The 16,147-nt window shown below is 42.9% G+C and carries 11 protein-coding genes; 9 read left to right on the plus strand and 2 right to left on the minus strand.

The window, feature by feature from the left end:
• The first annotated feature begins 336 nt into the window (after positions 1 to 336).
• The 7 genes from NSTC731_RS16435 to NSTC731_RS16465 all read left to right on the plus strand — a co-directional run bounded on the left by NSTC731_RS16435 (position 337) and on the right by NSTC731_RS16465 (position 10,458).
• A complete protein-coding gene (locus NSTC731_RS16435) occupies positions 337 to 1,395 on the plus strand; it encodes a zinc-dependent dehydrogenase (RefSeq protein WP_445632110.1) in 1,059 nt (352 codons plus the stop codon).
• A gap of 75 nt (positions 1,396 to 1,470) precedes the next feature.
• Positions 1,471 to 1,902 carry a hypothetical protein gene (locus NSTC731_RS16440; protein WP_445631718.1) on the plus strand — a complete coding sequence of 144 codons (432 nt, stop codon included), beginning with the start codon at positions 1,471 to 1,473 and terminating at the stop codon, positions 1,900 to 1,902.
• Positions 1,869 to 3,128, plus strand: coding sequence for an inorganic phosphate transporter (locus NSTC731_RS16445; RefSeq protein ID WP_445631719.1), 1,260 nt, complete (start codon positions 1,869 to 1,871; stop codon positions 3,126 to 3,128). The genes NSTC731_RS16440 and NSTC731_RS16445 overlap by 34 nt, the downstream gene beginning before the upstream one ends.
• A gap of 824 nt (positions 3,129 to 3,952) precedes the next feature.
• Positions 3,953 to 6,355: an EamA family transporter gene (locus NSTC731_RS16450; protein ID WP_445631720.1), complete on the plus strand. Its 2,403-nt coding sequence runs from the start codon at positions 3,953 to 3,955 to the stop codon at positions 6,353 to 6,355.
• 515 nt (positions 6,356 to 6,870) lie between these two features.
• Positions 6,871 to 7,107, plus strand: coding sequence for a hypothetical protein (locus NSTC731_RS16455; protein ID WP_445631721.1), 237 nt, complete (start codon positions 6,871 to 6,873; stop codon positions 7,105 to 7,107).
• 1,933 nt (positions 7,108 to 9,040) lie between these two features.
• On the plus strand, positions 9,041 to 9,940 hold the full coding sequence (gene hetR / locus NSTC731_RS16460; RefSeq protein WP_445631722.1) for a heterocyst differentiation master regulator HetR: 900 nt from the start codon (positions 9,041 to 9,043) through the stop codon (positions 9,938 to 9,940).
• Positions 9,941 to 10,293: 353 nt separating this feature from the next.
• Positions 10,294 to 10,458: a hypothetical protein gene (locus NSTC731_RS16465; RefSeq protein WP_445631723.1), complete on the plus strand. Its 165-nt coding sequence runs from the start codon at positions 10,294 to 10,296 to the stop codon at positions 10,456 to 10,458.
• Positions 10,459 to 11,036: 578 nt separating this feature from the next.
• Here the strand turns inward: NSTC731_RS16465 and NSTC731_RS16470 are convergent.
• A complete protein-coding gene (locus tag NSTC731_RS16470) occupies positions 11,037 to 11,738 on the minus strand; it encodes a hypothetical protein (protein ID WP_445631724.1) in 702 nt (233 codons plus the stop codon).
• A 468-nt stretch (positions 11,739 to 12,206) separates the two neighbouring features.
• Between NSTC731_RS16470 and rpsD the strand changes: the two genes are divergently transcribed.
• On the plus strand, positions 12,207 to 12,815 hold the full coding sequence (rpsD, locus tag NSTC731_RS16475) for a 30S ribosomal protein S4 (RefSeq protein WP_445631725.1): 609 nt from the start codon (positions 12,207 to 12,209) through the stop codon (positions 12,813 to 12,815).
• An 80-nt stretch (positions 12,816 to 12,895) separates the two neighbouring features.
• On the opposite strand, the gene moaA is transcribed toward rpsD, so the two are convergent.
• Positions 12,896 to 13,882 (minus strand): GTP 3',8-cyclase MoaA, encoded by a 987-nt coding sequence (gene moaA, locus NSTC731_RS16480; RefSeq protein WP_445631726.1) that lies wholly within the window; start codon positions 13,880 to 13,882, stop codon positions 12,896 to 12,898.
• Between the two features lie 496 nt (positions 13,883 to 14,378).
• Between moaA and NSTC731_RS16485 the strand changes: the two genes are divergently transcribed.
• Complete coding sequence (locus NSTC731_RS16485) at positions 14,379 to 15,410, plus strand: hypothetical protein (RefSeq protein WP_445631727.1); 1,032 nt, start codon at positions 14,379 to 14,381, stop codon at positions 15,408 to 15,410.
• Positions 15,411 to 16,147 lie beyond the last annotated feature (737 nt).

A 16,147-nucleotide genomic window follows, 5' to 3' on the forward strand; every position in this document is an offset into this window, starting at 1 on the left:
TGACTGACCCAATATCAAGGCTTAAAGGCGATCGCCTACCATGAAGAATGTCTATATTTTAACCTTACTCTTACAGATGCTAAGTGTTGAGCCTTTTTACCACTCTCCCATAATTTTTGTTTGTCAAGGGTCAGTAGTCCATAGTCCACGCCAGTTTGCTCAAGCCGGAAAACCCGCCCACCCAACTGGCTCAAAAAACTATAATTTTGACTATTGACCAACTTTAAAAATTTGAACAACGCTTAAAACAAGCCAACACACAAAAATCACAGGTGTGATAGCCTAACGTTGACTGCTAATGTTACATCTAGTATCGTTAAGCGGGGAAAAACCAAGGTGAAAGCACAGGTATTTAGAGGCGTTAATCAACTGTCTTACGAAGATATCCCAGTTCCAACTCTGGAAGCAGATGAAGTGCTGGTACAGGTGCGGGTTGTGGGATTGTGTCAGTCAGATATAAAAAAAATTCGTTATCCACTGTATGAACCGCCGCGCATTTTTGGACATGAAACCGCCGGCACGATCGCAGCAGTAGGCAATAATGTCAAAGGTTGGCAAGTTGGACAACGGGTAGCAGTGATGCATCACATCCCTTGTATGCGTTGCGCCTATTGCCTAAATGATAATTTCTCGATGTGCGATGTTTACAAAAACATCTCCACTACCGCAGGCTTTAACGCCAGTGGTGGCGGTTTTGCTGATTATGTCAAAGTTCCAGGACATATTGTGGAAAACGGTGGGTTAATTTCCATCCCGGATAATATTAGTTTTGAAGAAGCCAGTTTTGTAGAACCAACTAACTGCTGTTTGAAGGCAGTGAGAAAAGCTCAAATTGCTCCAGGACAAACTGTATTAGTTACTGGTGCTGGGCCAATTGGGTTAATGTTCATTATGTTGGTGAAGTATTTCGGAGCAAAAGCGATCGCTACTGATTTACTACCCTCTAGAATTGATAAAGCCTTGAGTGTCGCTGCAGAGGCGGCTTTTGATGCTCGCGATCCCGATTTATCTGCCAAAATTCATGCCTTAACTGGTGGACTAGGCGTTGATGTCACCTTGCTGGCGGTTCCGAGTGAGAAAGCTTTCTTTCAAGCACTTGATAGTACCCGCAAAGGCGGTAAAATCTTGTTTTTCGCCGAATTTCCTGATGAGGTGGAAATTCCCATTAACCCAAATATCCTCTACCGTCGAGAAATTGACTTGATCGGCAGTTATAGCTCATCTTATCGGCTTCAGAATCTATCAGCCGATATTGTGTTTAATCAGCGAATTGATGTAAAAGCGTTGATTAGCGATCGCTATCCATTAAAAGATTTATCAGCAGCCGTGGAAGTTGCGATCGCACCCACACCGGATACTTATAAAATCTTAATTTATCCGCAAAAGGAAGATTAGGGAGATAGGAGAGTGTTAAAACTAGAAGTTTAAAGTTCTGTCTGAGATTCAGCTACGAAGCTAAAAGGTTCGACGATGGAGCTAAAAGGTTCAACGATGAAGCTAAAAGGTTCAACGGTGAAGCTCAAAGGTTCGACGGTGAAGCTCAAAGGTTCGACAATGGAGCTAAAAGGTTCAACGGTGAAGCTAAAAGGTTCAACGACGGAGCTAAAAGGTTCAACGATGAAGCTCAAAGGTTCGACGATGAAGCTAAAAGGTTCAACGGTGAAGCTCAAAGGTTCGACGGTGAAGCTCAAAGGTTCAACGGTGAAGCTCAAAGGTTCAACGACGGAGCTAAAAGGTTCAACGGTGAAGCTAAAAGGTTCAACGATGAAGCTCAAAGGTTCGACGATGAAGCTCAAAGGTTCAAAGTTCACCCTTACAAGCTCACGTTTCATCCTTATCTCTCTCACTTTCCCCTTGTCCGCAACAAAATGCTTATTACTCTACTTTTCGTCGCTCTACTAGCTTTCTACGTCGCCTGGAATCTCGGAGCAAACGATGTCGCTAATGCGATGGGAACCTCTGTAGGTTCCAAAGCTGTCACTCTCAAACAAGCACTAATAATTGCTGGGGTATTAGAGTTTACGGGTGCTGTGTTGTTTGGACATGAGGTAACGGAAACTCTCGCAACGAAAATTGCTAATCCCGCTTTATTCGCAGCTACACCCCAAATATTAGTTACTGGGATGGTAACGGTATTAATATCCTGTGGTGTGTGGTTGCAAATTGCCACATCACGCGGTTTACCAGTCTCATCTTCTCATGCGGTTGTTGGTGCGATCGCTGGATTTAGTTGGGTAGCTTTGGGAGTAAATGCAATTGATTGGTCATCAATTGGCTTAATTACCATTGGCTGGATTTTAACGCCATTAATTAGTGGTGCGATCGCCGCTTTATTTTACAGTCAAATCAAGCACTGGATTTTGGATCGACCCAATCAAATAGTCCAGTTACAAGAGTGGATTCCCTGGTTAAGCACTGCGCTGCTAGGTATATTCGGCGTAATTGTCTTACCATCGCTCACAGAACCGCTAACCAATTTTGTAATTGAGCAAGTTGGTTTTACAATCCCTGCTTACGACATCCCTCTGTTAACAGGTGCAATCGCAGCAGTTGGACTCACAATCATTAGTTGGCGACAATTGGGAGATAAGGGAGACAAGGGAGAAATACTCCCAAATCCCGTAGAAAGATTATTCGGTCGATTCCAACTCCTAAGTGCTTGCTTTGTCGCCTTTGCTCACGGTTCTAATGATGTGGGAAATGCGATCGCTCCTTTAGCTGCGATCGTTTACATCAATCGCACTGGTAGCGTACCTACTGATGGTATAACTATCCCGCTTTGGATTTTAATCCTTGGTGGTGCTGGTATTGTTGGTGGTTTAGCTGTCTGGGGAAAAAAAGTTATTGCTACCATTGGCGAAAACATCATTGCCTTGCAACCCAGTAGTGGATTTTGTGCCGAACTGGCAACTGCTACCACCATACTTATTGCTTCCCGGCTAGGTTTACCAGTCTCCACCTCTCACGCTCTCGTCGGCGGTGTAGTTGGTATTGGACTAGTGCAAAATCTCAAGTCGATTAAGTTTCAAACACTAAAAGGTATTGCTGCCGCATGGCTAATTACAATCCCCGTGAGTGCTGCCCTTAGCGCTGCCATTTTCAGCATCGCCCGAATTTTATTCTTCTAAGAATTATTAATATTTTCCCAACTTTTCCTCTATTGGAATTTACTCAAAGCAAAACCCAGACTGCAACAACGCCAAAAAAAGCGTGCTTTTGCAGAATTGTTGCTCATTCATTAGAATGTTGTGCAGGGGATAACGTAACTTAGAATTTCCACAGAAGGATACTTTAATCCCCGTTTAGAGATATAAACTGTCACACCAGTTACATTCCACACAAATTTACAGTTAGTTTCGCAAGTCAGACAATTTGGTGGGGATATCTAGCGACAAGTCGCCTACGCACACGCATCTGTGAATCTTTGACAATTATTGTTGGCAGCAAAACAATAAATATTTATTTGGAGTGAGATTTCTTTAAAAGTAAAATTTCATTGGCAAATAATTTATGAAAATTAAACTGACCAAAAATAAAAAAGTTCCTATTTAAGGCACTTCCAGGCGTGGCGATCTAATACTTTTCGGGTTTTGGGGAAAAGGAGAAAGAAAAAACCTTTAACCTTTAACCTTTACCCTTTAACCTTTTCCCCAAACCCAATGGCCAGTTAAAAATGGTTAACCGAGCAGTATTGAGACGGGTGCTACCTCACTAAAATTCCAAATCTAATGGTTAAATACTTATCAATACTGAAGAGAACACGGTGTAGTCAGCTGTGTTGGCAAACTTAGATGCTTTGCTAACTTGTGTCTAGTATGACAGAATTACGTTGAAATGCGGAAGTGCTGTTAAAATTTTTAATTTATCTGACAAAATACAGGAAATTAGGATGACCGCCAATAAAGTGTACGGGAAGCAGCTTTATCGTCAAAGTATTAGAGGTTAGAAGCTAATGGGGCGATTCGAGAAGCAACCAGAAAACCCAAGAGTCAGAGGGGAGCTATCTAGAGCAGCAGAAAATGCTCTTTGGGCTTTAGTTGAAGACTTAGAAAATCTTCAGCAGAATGTCCTCAGAGGCTTGCAGGAAGACGTAAAGCGGCTTCAGTCAGAAAAAAATCGGTTATCTGATGAGATTCAAAGCTTGGTAGAGGAAAAAGAGCATTTACAACAAGTGCGCCAAATCACCGAGCAGCAAGTATTAATTCGGCAACTGGCAGAAGTTCTGGCAAAGCATATATCTTCACAACTGCAATCCTCTCTGACAACTTTAGCTAATCAAAGCATAGAGGGCAAATCTTACGAACAAGCGGCGTTGAAGTCTGCTGAAGTGAGCAGCAATGTAGTCGGTGAAATCAATGAAAAAGTCGAACACATGTTTGACAGTCTCGATGACACTGTTACTGTTACCTTTAATTCCTTACAACAGGAACTGAAGAACTATCAAAGTAATCTTTCCCAACAGTTGTCACGGATGTATAGCCAGCAGCAGCAAGGGGAAACGATTTTGGCGGAGTTTGTTAACCGCCTGCATGGAGAACTAGAAAAAACTATAGAAGAAACTTCACGCAAATCAGCAACAGCAGGTATACCTACTGTTTTGCAGTTTACGGAGCCACAAAAAAACAGTTCTGTTGAAACATCCTTGCCAGAGTTTGAGCAAGTAGTAAGAAATTCCCTTGAGCCAATTTCCCCGATCTCCAATCAATTTTCACCAAGGGAAACAACATTAGAACCGCCGACTGTTAGAGAAAACACCGCAAATCCAATTTCTTCTCCCAGCAAGGATGTATCGGTCAGGGAAATAACATCAGAGCCACCAATTGTTAAAGAAAACGTCGCGAATCCAATTTCTTCTCCCAGCAAGGATTTGTCGCCAAAAGAAACAATACCAGAGCCGTCGATTGTTAGAGAAAATACCGCGAATCCAATTTCTTCTCCCAGTAAGGATTTGTCGCCAAAACAAACAACACTAGAGCCGCCGATTATTAAAGAAAATACCGCGAATCCAAGCAAGGATTTGTCGGTAAGAGAAACGCCATCAGAACCTACTGCGGCTGTAGTTCCGCCACCAAAGGATAATGCCACCGAGCCAATTTCTGTCCTCAATCAGGAATCGCCGGAAGACGAAACGAAATCAGAGCCTCAGCTCGCATCTGTGCTACAGCCGAGAATAATCCGACCTTCTCTCAAGATTCCTGCTGAACCACTTTCTGTCCGCCGTAAGAACGTATCGCAAAGTACAGCTGAATCCTCATCGACCACTGCGCCAGAAGCGCAGGTGGAAGCAAAACCCCCACAATCGCGATCGCCTAATTCTTCTGGGTTATCGACACTCAGAATCGGTTTGTTTTTGATCGTCTTATCGGCAGTGGTGTCGTCACTTTACAACGTAGCCATCAAGGTGATTTTCCATGAAGGTTCCCAGATTTTTGGAGTATTAGAGGTAGAGCAATTGCTACCGCCGACTTTGGGCAATACTCTGTTAATTTTGACGCTACGGTTTATGGTAGTCGTACCACTAATGGTACTTTTGTCTCCGATATTGCATCCAAGACTGTGGCAAGATTTGGATAACTTGTCTGCTTCAGTCCGAGGAAATTCCACACCTGCCAATGCCGCTACCAAGCAGATTTTGGTGTTGTCAATTGTGAGTGGCTGCTTTTTGTTTTTATCTCAGGTATTAATCTATATTGCGATCGCTCAAGTCACAACGGGAATGGCGATCGCACTGTTCTTTATCTATCCAATGGTTAGTGGTCTATTCTCGTGGTTTCTGTTTCGCGATCGCCCCACTCTATTCCGCATCGCCGCGATCGCCGCGATTTGCTGCGGTGAATTGTTGGTTTTAGGAGGTTCTCCCAGCATCGGTATCGGTAATACTTCAATAGGAAGCAGCACTGCCATTCTTTCGGGTGTGGCTTTTGGTGCCTACATAATTCTGACGCGAGTCTGTGCTAGCAAACTCCATCCGGTGACTTTTACTTTAATCAACTTCACTACCATGTTGTTGTTGAGCTTTATCTGTTTGATGCTACCTTTGCCCAGCAGTTGGAACTTGGTAGTAGTTGACCCCTCGAAAATGCTGGAATTGGTTTTAAGCGCGTTTATTTTAGGCGTGCTGACCCTTGCAGGTTATTTGCTCAATAATGTTGGTATTAGTAAACTAGGTGCCTCGCGATCGGCGCTCATCGGTGGTAGCATCCCAGTTTTAACCGTGATTTTCGCTGGGTTAATCATTCAAGAAAATTTGGATATTGTGCAAATTCTGGGAGTGTTATTTGTAACCTTTGGCGCAGCTGCTTTCAGCTTTGAAACAATGCGAAATCAGGTTAAATCCTCTAGTCCCACGAATTAAATGGCGAGTTCAATCAGCTTAAGAGTGATAGGAGCTACTTTACTCCCCATCACTCTCAGCATCAATCTTGACGCTAATGCACTCACTTGTAACTTCAAGATCCCCGACTTCTCAAAGAAGTTGGGGATTTAAGTTTTTACGAATAATTTCAGAATGCTGTATAGGTGCAGATACAATACTTGTCGGTTAACGGGAAAAGGGGAATGGGAAAGGGGAAAGAAAAAACCTTTGATACCAATTTTAAAAAAGAATGCGACAGATACATACGGACATACCTTTGTCCTGTCTAGCTTTCCTAATTTTGAATTTTGAATTGGTATAACCTTTTCCCAAAACCAAATTCCAGTTTAAAATCCAAAACCCAAGCAGTATTGGGTGCAGATATATAGCGATCGCCAGGTAGGTTAGGACATAAACTGAATATAGAACCTAGACACCAAGAGACTTTCAACCCTGTCCTCTGTCACCTGTTCCCTGTCCCCTGCTATAGCAGTTGCCAGGTAGATTAGGACATAATGACAAGCGGAAATCTCAGAAATAGCAAGGTTTTTACCTCCAGCATGGTTGTTGAGCGACTTGCCCTGAGTTTCGACACTTCGACTGCGCCCTTCGGCTACGCTCAGGACAGGCTCAGTGCATCGCTGCGCGGTAATCGAGCGACTTGTACTGAGTTTCGACTGCGTGGTAATCGAGCGAAGTCGAGATTCAACTACCGCTTAGTCGAAGTAAGTCGAGATTCAACTACCGCGTAGTCGTTGGCGTGGTAACAGAGCGTTGGTCATTGAGTTTCGACACTTCGACTGCGCTCAGTGCATCGCTGCGCGGTAATCGAGCGACTTGTACTGAGCGTAGTCGAAGTAAGTCGAGATTCAACTACCGCGTAGCCGAAATGAGTCGAAGTGCAGCCTCTCCAAGAGTTGGGAGTCGAAACACTGCCTCCTGCAAAGCTGCCTCTTGCTATAACACTTAATAGATCGGCAAGCAGTATTCAGAATAAATCGACTTGTAATATATTTTTAGGAATTTAGCCTGATACAGGTAGGGAAAACACGTATATGTAAGCAACATGAGTAGTACGAGCATAAGTACTTGCTCAGAGAGAATATTCGCAAGGAGTTAAGACTATTGCAGCATATTTTGGAACTAAGAGATGGAGAAGTCGCAGAAATGCTTAGAGGAACTCGTTTTTTCAAGCCAAACGTACTTAGTTGATATTAGGCGGTCGGCCTACCTGTTTTTTCAGTATAGGAGGCAAAGTAAGTGGGCAAGAATAGACTAACTTATGTTAAGCAATGTAAATTACATGAAATTGCCTTGTAGTGAGAGCTAAAGTCCTTGTTGTTCCGTTTTATTTGTCCTTAATGAGGAAGCCTCCCAGACTGCACTAAGTCACTACAAATCTTTAATTATTCACACCCACTTACTAATTGTGTTTTGTAAAATGGTATCTTTATTTCTATCGTTTTATACAAGTCAACTTAATCTGCGATCGCCAAAACACCCAGAAAAAGAAGCTTTTATCGTAGCTTACTACGGATTCTCACTCTTTTCTCGCGACAAACTATCTACGTAATTTAAGTCTCTGAAATATACAAAATAGCGAGGTAAAACATACTTGAAAGTAGCCAAGAAATTAGTTAAATCATCAAAATTTAAAATTCTTTCATGAAAGAAATATAAATTTATGGCAAAAAAAACTCTAAACAATCATCGGATGGAACCCAAGATGTCTTATTATATGTATAGCTATTAACTAATCTTTCGGTTATTAGCACGAGCAGCAAAGCCTTATATCTACGCGATTGAGTCGGAAGTAATCGCGGCTTTTTGTGTCCACTCATCATATATAAAATAATAAATAAAAGTGGGATTTAGGATAGATATAAAATATCATCAAACCTTGATTTAAGCAGAATATAAAATATTTAAATAGTCATCATTTATAAACTTTAAAATGCACAATTTTATTTCAAAACGAAAAAATGGTGATATGATATAGAACAATATTTGAAAAACAACAGGTATTTTGAAATTGGAATTATTTGCTCTACTTGATGTCTACTATCTTTCCTCAAGCCAACGGCTCATATTACCGAGACATCACTGGAGGTTGTGAACAAAATGATAGTTGACAACGGGCTGTATAGCTCAACCTCTAAATGTGGCTACACCTGGTAAGCGATTTGTTTTGAGACAATTCCCAATTATTTCTAGTCAATTGTGTACTACAAATAATTCGCCAAAGTGGCAAAAAAGCATCTTTTTCTAGTAACAAATATCCCAGATTAACTGTGCAAACTAGTTTTTATTCTGAATCGGCACAGCACCATCATTAGGTGTAAGCAGCTTGACGTTGTTGCTCTTGAAAGATGAAAAAAACCAGAAAACTGAAAGGCTTTGGAGATGAATTGCAGCATAGTTGACTGTTGGGACATAAACCACCGTTAAACTAGATTTGGTGGTGTCTCTAATTTCCCGGTTAAATGCTTCAGACAGTTATAGTCACAACTAGCAACTCTGCTTTTTAACCAGGAAAGATGCGAAAATGGTAGTTTGCGCTACCACCGATATCATCGTTATCGCATACTAATATAGTTTGAAGTAAAGACAGCTTTCAGCCAGGTGTGTACTACTTATTTTCACTCGATTAAAATTGTGTAAACGTGCTATTCAATTGTCTGTAATATGAGTAACGACATAGATCTGATCAAACGTCTTGACCCCAGTGCGATGGATCAGATCATGCTTTATCTGGCTTTTAGTGCCATGCGGACGAGTGGGCACAGGCATGGGGCATTTTTAGACGCAGCCGCAACAGCAGCAAAGTGTGCAATTTACATGACCTATCTAGAGCAGGGACAAAACCTGCGGATGACAGGGCATTTGCACCACTTGGAGCCAAAACGAGTAAAAATTATTGTAGAAGAAGTCAGGCAGGCACTAACAGAAGGCAAACTGTTAAAAATGCTGGGTTCTCAAGAACCTCGCTATTTAATTCAATTGCCTTATGTCTGGCTAGAAAAATATCCTTGGCAACCGGGGCGATCGCGCGTTCCTGGTACTAATCTGACAAGTGAAGAAAAAAGACAAATTGAGCAGAAACTACCAAGTAATCTACCTGATGCTCAGTTAGTTAGCTCCTTTGAGTTTCTGGATTTGATCGAGTTTTTACACAAGCGATCGCAAGAAGACTTACCAGCAGAACACCAAATGCCTTTGAGTGAAGCTTTGGGCGAGCATATCAAGCGCCGTCTGCTTTACTCAGGAACAGTAACGCGGATTGATTCTCCTTGGGGAATGCCCTTCTACGCGCTTACCCGTCTTTCTTATACCCCAACAGACGATGAAGAACGTACACACATCACCGTGGAAGATACTGCTCGGTATTTCCGCATGATGAAAAATTGGGCAGAACGACGACGAAATGCCATGCGTTTGCTGGAAGAACTTGATATCCTCCCAGAAAAAATGGATCGGGCTATGGAAGAATTGGATGAAGTTATCCGTGCCTGGGCAGACAAATATCATCAAGACGGTGGTATTGCAGTGGTTTTACAGACAGCTTTTGGTGAAAGAGAAGACTAGTACAACTAACTGTACAAACTGTGCAAAATCCTAAATTCCCAAAGCTGAAAAACTGACGTGAGTTCAACTAACCTCTCTCCAACTCCTCTTTGCGTTGGAGAGGAGAATTATAATGTTTTTCATTTATTTGAATGAAATGCTTATCTGGTCAGTGGACATGGGAACAGTGCTAGGTATCGTATGCCCACAAGTGGCAGAAGTGCTACCGAAGTTTATCCTACTTAATACAACGTTTGACAAAAGTTGCATTAGTGTACAATCCGCCTGAAGGTTCGCGTGATATCTTTGTAGTCTAGATAAGATCGGGTGTTGGCATCATTGAGAAGGGCAAAAAGACGGCTTTTTTGGGCGAGATGCTGAAACTTCTTCAACCTTTCGATGATGATATAAACACCAAAGTAAGAAATATAGTAACTATTATTGCTTTAATTCCAGCTTGTTCCGACTTGGAACTAGTGCGACAAAGCGATCGCTTTCTCTACGATCGAACTACCGATAATTTAATACGCTTGGGTTAGCACCAAAAACCTTAAGTTGTGTAGGTTGGCGAGGCACTGCGCCTTTGCGGTTTCCCGACTTGTACCCCTTTGGGGAAGCAAGCTTCACGCTGCGCGTCTCTCCTTCTCCTTTTGACAGAGGCGTTGCGCTAAGGGAGAAGCAAGTGGGGTTTGAAAAACGTAGACCCGAAGGGGCTTCTCGAAGAGTAACCCAACATTTTCATAGCTTTGTTAGGTTGCGCTTTGCTTCACCCAACCTACAATTTTTCACAAAGCCAAGCGTATCGATCGGTAATCTTTTTTTTGACGCAGATGGGATTGGTAAAGCTGCACAAGTTCAAATCGCCTAGTTCTCGAATCAAGCAATAGTAACTAATGTAAATATTACTGTCATTGCCTAACCAAAGCTATACAGTCAGCAAAGGTAAATTATCCAGTCAGGTTGAAGCATTGTAAATATATAAGGCTGGGTTTCGCTGTTGCTCAACCCAACCTACAAATTAAAATCGGATAATTTATTTTTTGGTAGTGCCTGAATCAGGTTGGCAAATAGCCACTCTAAATTCAACCTGTATATCAATTACACAAAGCACTGTAATCTAATTAGTGCCCGGTTGAGTTGGAACAACTGGTTGGGTTGGAATAACTGGTTGAGTTGGAATAACTGGTTGAGTTGGAATAACTGGTTGAGTTGGAACAACCGGTTGGTTTGGAAATGGGGTAGTTTCTAAATTTGGACTTGAACCCTCAGGAATTATCGTTGGCTGTGTAGACGAAGATGAAGCACCGATAACACTATCAGCAGCACTGATACAAGTATCTAGCGCTTGAGTAGCGGGAAAGTTGATTTGGCTACGCAAGCCAACCACACACTGACCAAAGCGCACGGGTAACAAACTGCGTCCACAATAATCTAAAACTGTCGGATTAGCTTCTTCCTTAGTACTTAAGCTAACACCAACTACACAGGTTGCTAACTCTTCAGGACGCCGGGCCTTCCCACAAGAAAAAAGCGCATCCGTTGCAGCAATTTGGGTTTCCTTATCAATTTTCACCACGCAAGCAGCCAAATCTCTTGGACGCAATGCTGCTGCACAACCTGCTGATGCCGCTTCTGCCTTTACACCCACACTCAGTAGGCGACCCGCACAGACACTATAATCATTCCTGTAAGAGGCAGCAACAGCCACATTAGGCAAGATTGTTAAACATCCAGCTATAGCCAAAACTGGTAATGTTAAAATCCTGGAGGTGGAACTGCCTTGTTTGTTCTTAACTCTGCTAACCACTTTTTTGCTCATTGACATTGCCATTCTCCAAACACCCAAAGTTATGCTAACTCAAATATCTTAAAAATCCTCTGTAATCTAAGAATTTCAGAGGTAGTAAAGTATGGACATAATTAATTATGTCGAAAATTGTGTTAATATAGCTGTTTGAAAGATAAGTAGGCAACGTAAAAAGTATTTCAGAGTAAGAATACTGCGTAAACCAATCTGATGATTGAGTAGCCTACGAAACTAAATAAACACAAAAAACTTATGGGCAGAAGTACGGCGTGACAGGTCGGAATTCAGGCTTGGAGGCTAGTTTGTCGGGTTTACCGATTAAAAGCAACTGGCGCAAAAATCGATGCGTCTACCTTGGTGAGATACGTCTTACCTCGGTAAGCAGCTTCAAAAAACCAAGAATCCCCTGATTAACAATTAGGGGAGTGTCAAAATGGAATGTTTCGATAAAGTTTAAACAGGATTAGATTAAGGAAACTCATGTCCCGATATAGAGGGCCCCGCCTCAGAATTGTCCGCCGCTTGGGCGACTTACCAGGATTAACTCGTAAAAGTGCCAGACGCGCTTACCCACCTGGGCAGCATGGCCAGAATCGCAAGAAGCGCTCTGAATATGCTATCCGTTTAGAGGAAAAGCAAAAGCTCCGCTTCAACTACGGTTTGACTGAAAAGCAATTGCTCCGCTATGTGCGGAAAGCCAGACGTGTTACTGGTTCTACCGGACAAGTACTGTTGCAATTGCTAGAGATGCGCTTGGATAATACCGTTTTCCGCTTAGGTATAGCTCCAACTATCCCAGCCGCTCGTCAATTGGTAAATCACGGTCACGTAACTGTTAACGGTCGTGTGGTGAACATTGCCAGCTACCAATGCCGTCCTGGTGAAACAATTGCCGTCAGAGATCGGGCACAATCACGGAAATTGGTGGAAGCTAACTTGCAATATCCCGGTTTGGCAAACCTCCCCAGTCATTTGGAGTTTGACAAAAATAAATTGGTTGGTAAAGTCAATAGCGTTATTGAGCGCGAATGGGTGGCATTACAAATTAATGAACTACTTGTGGTGGAATACTACTCACGACAAGCTTAAACAGTTAGGAGTTAGGAGTTATGAGTTAGGAGTTGCAAGACGATAATTTCTAACTCCTCACTTTTAACTCCTAACTTTTTTCAACCGCCAATTTGCGACATGGTGCGAGTATATGCACCTAAAATGCCAGAATCACGCCCTTTAAAGTTAATTTCTGGCTTGATTCCGAGTAAATGTCTGACCTGCTCTTGTAATTGAGTGGTGCTGACACCAGAACGCAGGGCAGTTTTTAAATCTATTTGACCAGTTTCATTCAATAGACAGGGACGCAGCCAGCCATCAGCACTCAGGCGCATCCGATTACAACGATCGCAAAAACATTCCGACATCTGACTAATAAATCCTAGTGTCCCCTTCGCATTGGGAATTTGAAAGACATCAGCAGGGCCAGCACCACGAACTTGTGATTCTGTCAAGCCCCAGCGATCGCGAATACGTTCTCGTAAATCGGCTGAAGATACCCAACCGCGATCGCCAAACAAATGTACATTACCAATGGGCATAAATTCAATAAAGCGAACGTGCCACTGTTTATCAATTGTTAGGGCGGCTAAATCGAGAACTTCGTGGTCATTAACGCCAGGAATTACGACCACATTCAGCTTCAGGGGGTCGAATCCGACTTGATGGGCAGCTTGAATCCCCTGCCAAACTTGTTGCCAACGAGAACGCCCCTGATTACCAATAATTTGGTCAAAAATATCGGGATCGAGAGAGTCAAGACTAATATTAATTCGTCGCAGACCAGCATTATAAAGGTTTTGTGCCATCGGAGCCAGCAAAAAACCGTTAGTGGTCATTGAGATATCTTGAGTTTGGGGTAAAGTTGCGATCGCACCGACCAAATCCACCACACGCGGACGCAATAAGGGTTCCCCCCCAGTCAACCGAAATCGGGTAAAGCCTACTGGAATAAATACCTCTTGAATTAAGGTGAGTAGTTCTTCATCAGTCAATAACTGTTGCTTGAGAATATAGTCCAGTTCTACTCCCTCTGGCATACAGTACTGACAACGAAAATTGCAGCGATCGATTAAGCTAATGCGGAGGTAGTCTACCTGGTTCATCGTTTTATTTTTATTCTCTCTGATTAATTAAAGAAGAATGCACAATTCAGAATTCAGAATTCAGAATCAAGACACTCTCTACAAGACTCTGCGCTATCCGCCAGTACTTCTCTACAAGACGCTGCGCGTAGCTTGCTTCCACGAAGTGGTACGACAAGCTCAGTAACCATCACACAGAATTAAATTCTGTTAGCGGATAGCTAAGGTTTAGCCCATTCTGGCGACTGACGCCTTTATTCTTGACTTTACAAAGGTGGTTTACCCCCAATACTTATCGGGTTTTGGGGAAAGGGACTCATGTTAAAAGGGAAAAAACCTTATATATCAAGCCTTCTACTCCTTTTCCCCTTACCCTTTTCCCTTTAACCGAGCAGTATTGGGTTTACCCCTTTCCTACTATCTTTGTTGTAACTCAAAATACCGTACTCCCCCTTAAGTGAGAGTCCACAGATTGTGGCATAATAAGCCGATCGCATCCACTAGTTAGTCATCAATCGTGCAAGATACCGACTCCATCAACGACCTTGCTGCTGCTTTACAACAGCCAGCCGATATCAGCTTTGAACTGCCCGATCCAGAAGATGAACAGATTCTAGAGTCAGATTTTCAACAGCAGCTAGAAATAGCTTGGCAGGTATGCGATCGCTTTGATTTGCAAACTGAAATCTGGCGGGGACGAATTTTACGGGCGATCCGCGACAGAGAAAAAGTCGGTGGTGACGGACGTGGTACTGGCTTTTTGCGATGGTTAAAAGAGCGGGAAATCAGTAAAAGTCAAGCATACTCCTGGATTCAACTGGCCAATAGTGCCGATACTCTGATTGAAGATGGTAAACTTGACCCCGGATCTGTGAACAACTTCAGTAAACGGGCATTTGTTGAAACCTCCAAAGCAGTCCCAGAAGTGCAACAGATGGTGAGTGAAGCCGCCCAAAAAGGCGATCGCATCACTAGGCGAGAAGTGCGTCAACTCAATGATGAATGGACAGCCATGTCCTCAGATTTATTACCCGAAGCCGTTAAAGAAAAAGCCGCAGATAACACCCTTCCCCCGCGCTACATTGCCCCACTGGTGAAGGAAATGGAAAAACTGCCAGAATCGCATCAAAAGTTTATCCAGAAGGAAATAGCTGCCAATCCTGATGTGGATACCCTCAAACAGGTAACTAGCGAAGCGCGTAACTTGGCGAAATATCTTAAAGGGGCGGCTCAAGTTCAGGCGCTAACGCAGGAGAATGTTGATATTGAAACAGCTTTAGAAGAAGCGCAAAGAGTCGGCTGTTTGAGCATTGCTGCTGATTTGGTAAATCAAGCATCGCAGATTGAACAAACGATCGCTAAATTGTACATGACTTGGAAACGGATCGGTAATTTAGCAGATCGATTATATGTAGATACTGGTGCAAGTACACCCAACTTGCGATCGCTCCTCACTTGCTTGGAACCTCTGGGTGGTGAAATCATGGAATTGCAACTTAGTGGTGCGACTGAACACACTGTTCGTTTGCAAATTCAGGAGACAAATTAGGGGGTGGGGAGTAGAGACGCGATTAATCGCGTCTGTACAAGAGTTAGGAGTTAGGAGTTATTCTCCTCCTGCTTTCCTCTTTCCCTTCACTGGGATAAGTTTGGGTTTGTGGGTCATCTAATATGACGTGAGTTCGACGAGTGCTATTTTGACCTCTCTCCCAGCCCCTCTCCTACCAGGCTACGGTGTACACACAAGTGTTGGTGCAGTGTATCTATCCCGCCTCGGAATAAATTCCGAGTCTCATAACGCAAGTCCTCTAAAAGAGGACTAAACAAGAAATTTAGTTTAGTCCTCTTTTAGAGGACTTTAACTATCAGCCCGGAACTTTAGTTCAGGGCGGGATATTTGCTCAGTGTGGGACTTTCACTTGAACATATTGGGTGGGTAGGATTTTTAGAGATGTGTGTACACGGTAGCCTACCAGGAGAGGGGAGCAAAAAGCTTCCTTACTCGTTACTCCTCCCTCTCCTTACCCAGACGCTACGAACTCATTTGCTACGGCGTACGCAATTGCTATTTCGGCGAACTCATTTGTTAATTTAGCGTACGCAATTGCTATTTTGGCGAACTCATTTGTTAATTTAGCGTACGCAATTGCTATTTTGGCGAACTCATTTGTTAATTTGGCGTACGCAATTGCTATTTTGGCGAACTCATTTGTTAATTTGGCGTACTCATTTGCTATTTTGGCGAACTCATTTGTTAATTTGGCGTACTCATTTGCTATTTTGGCG

Source organism: Nostoc sp. DSM 114167 (assembly GCF_052692655.1).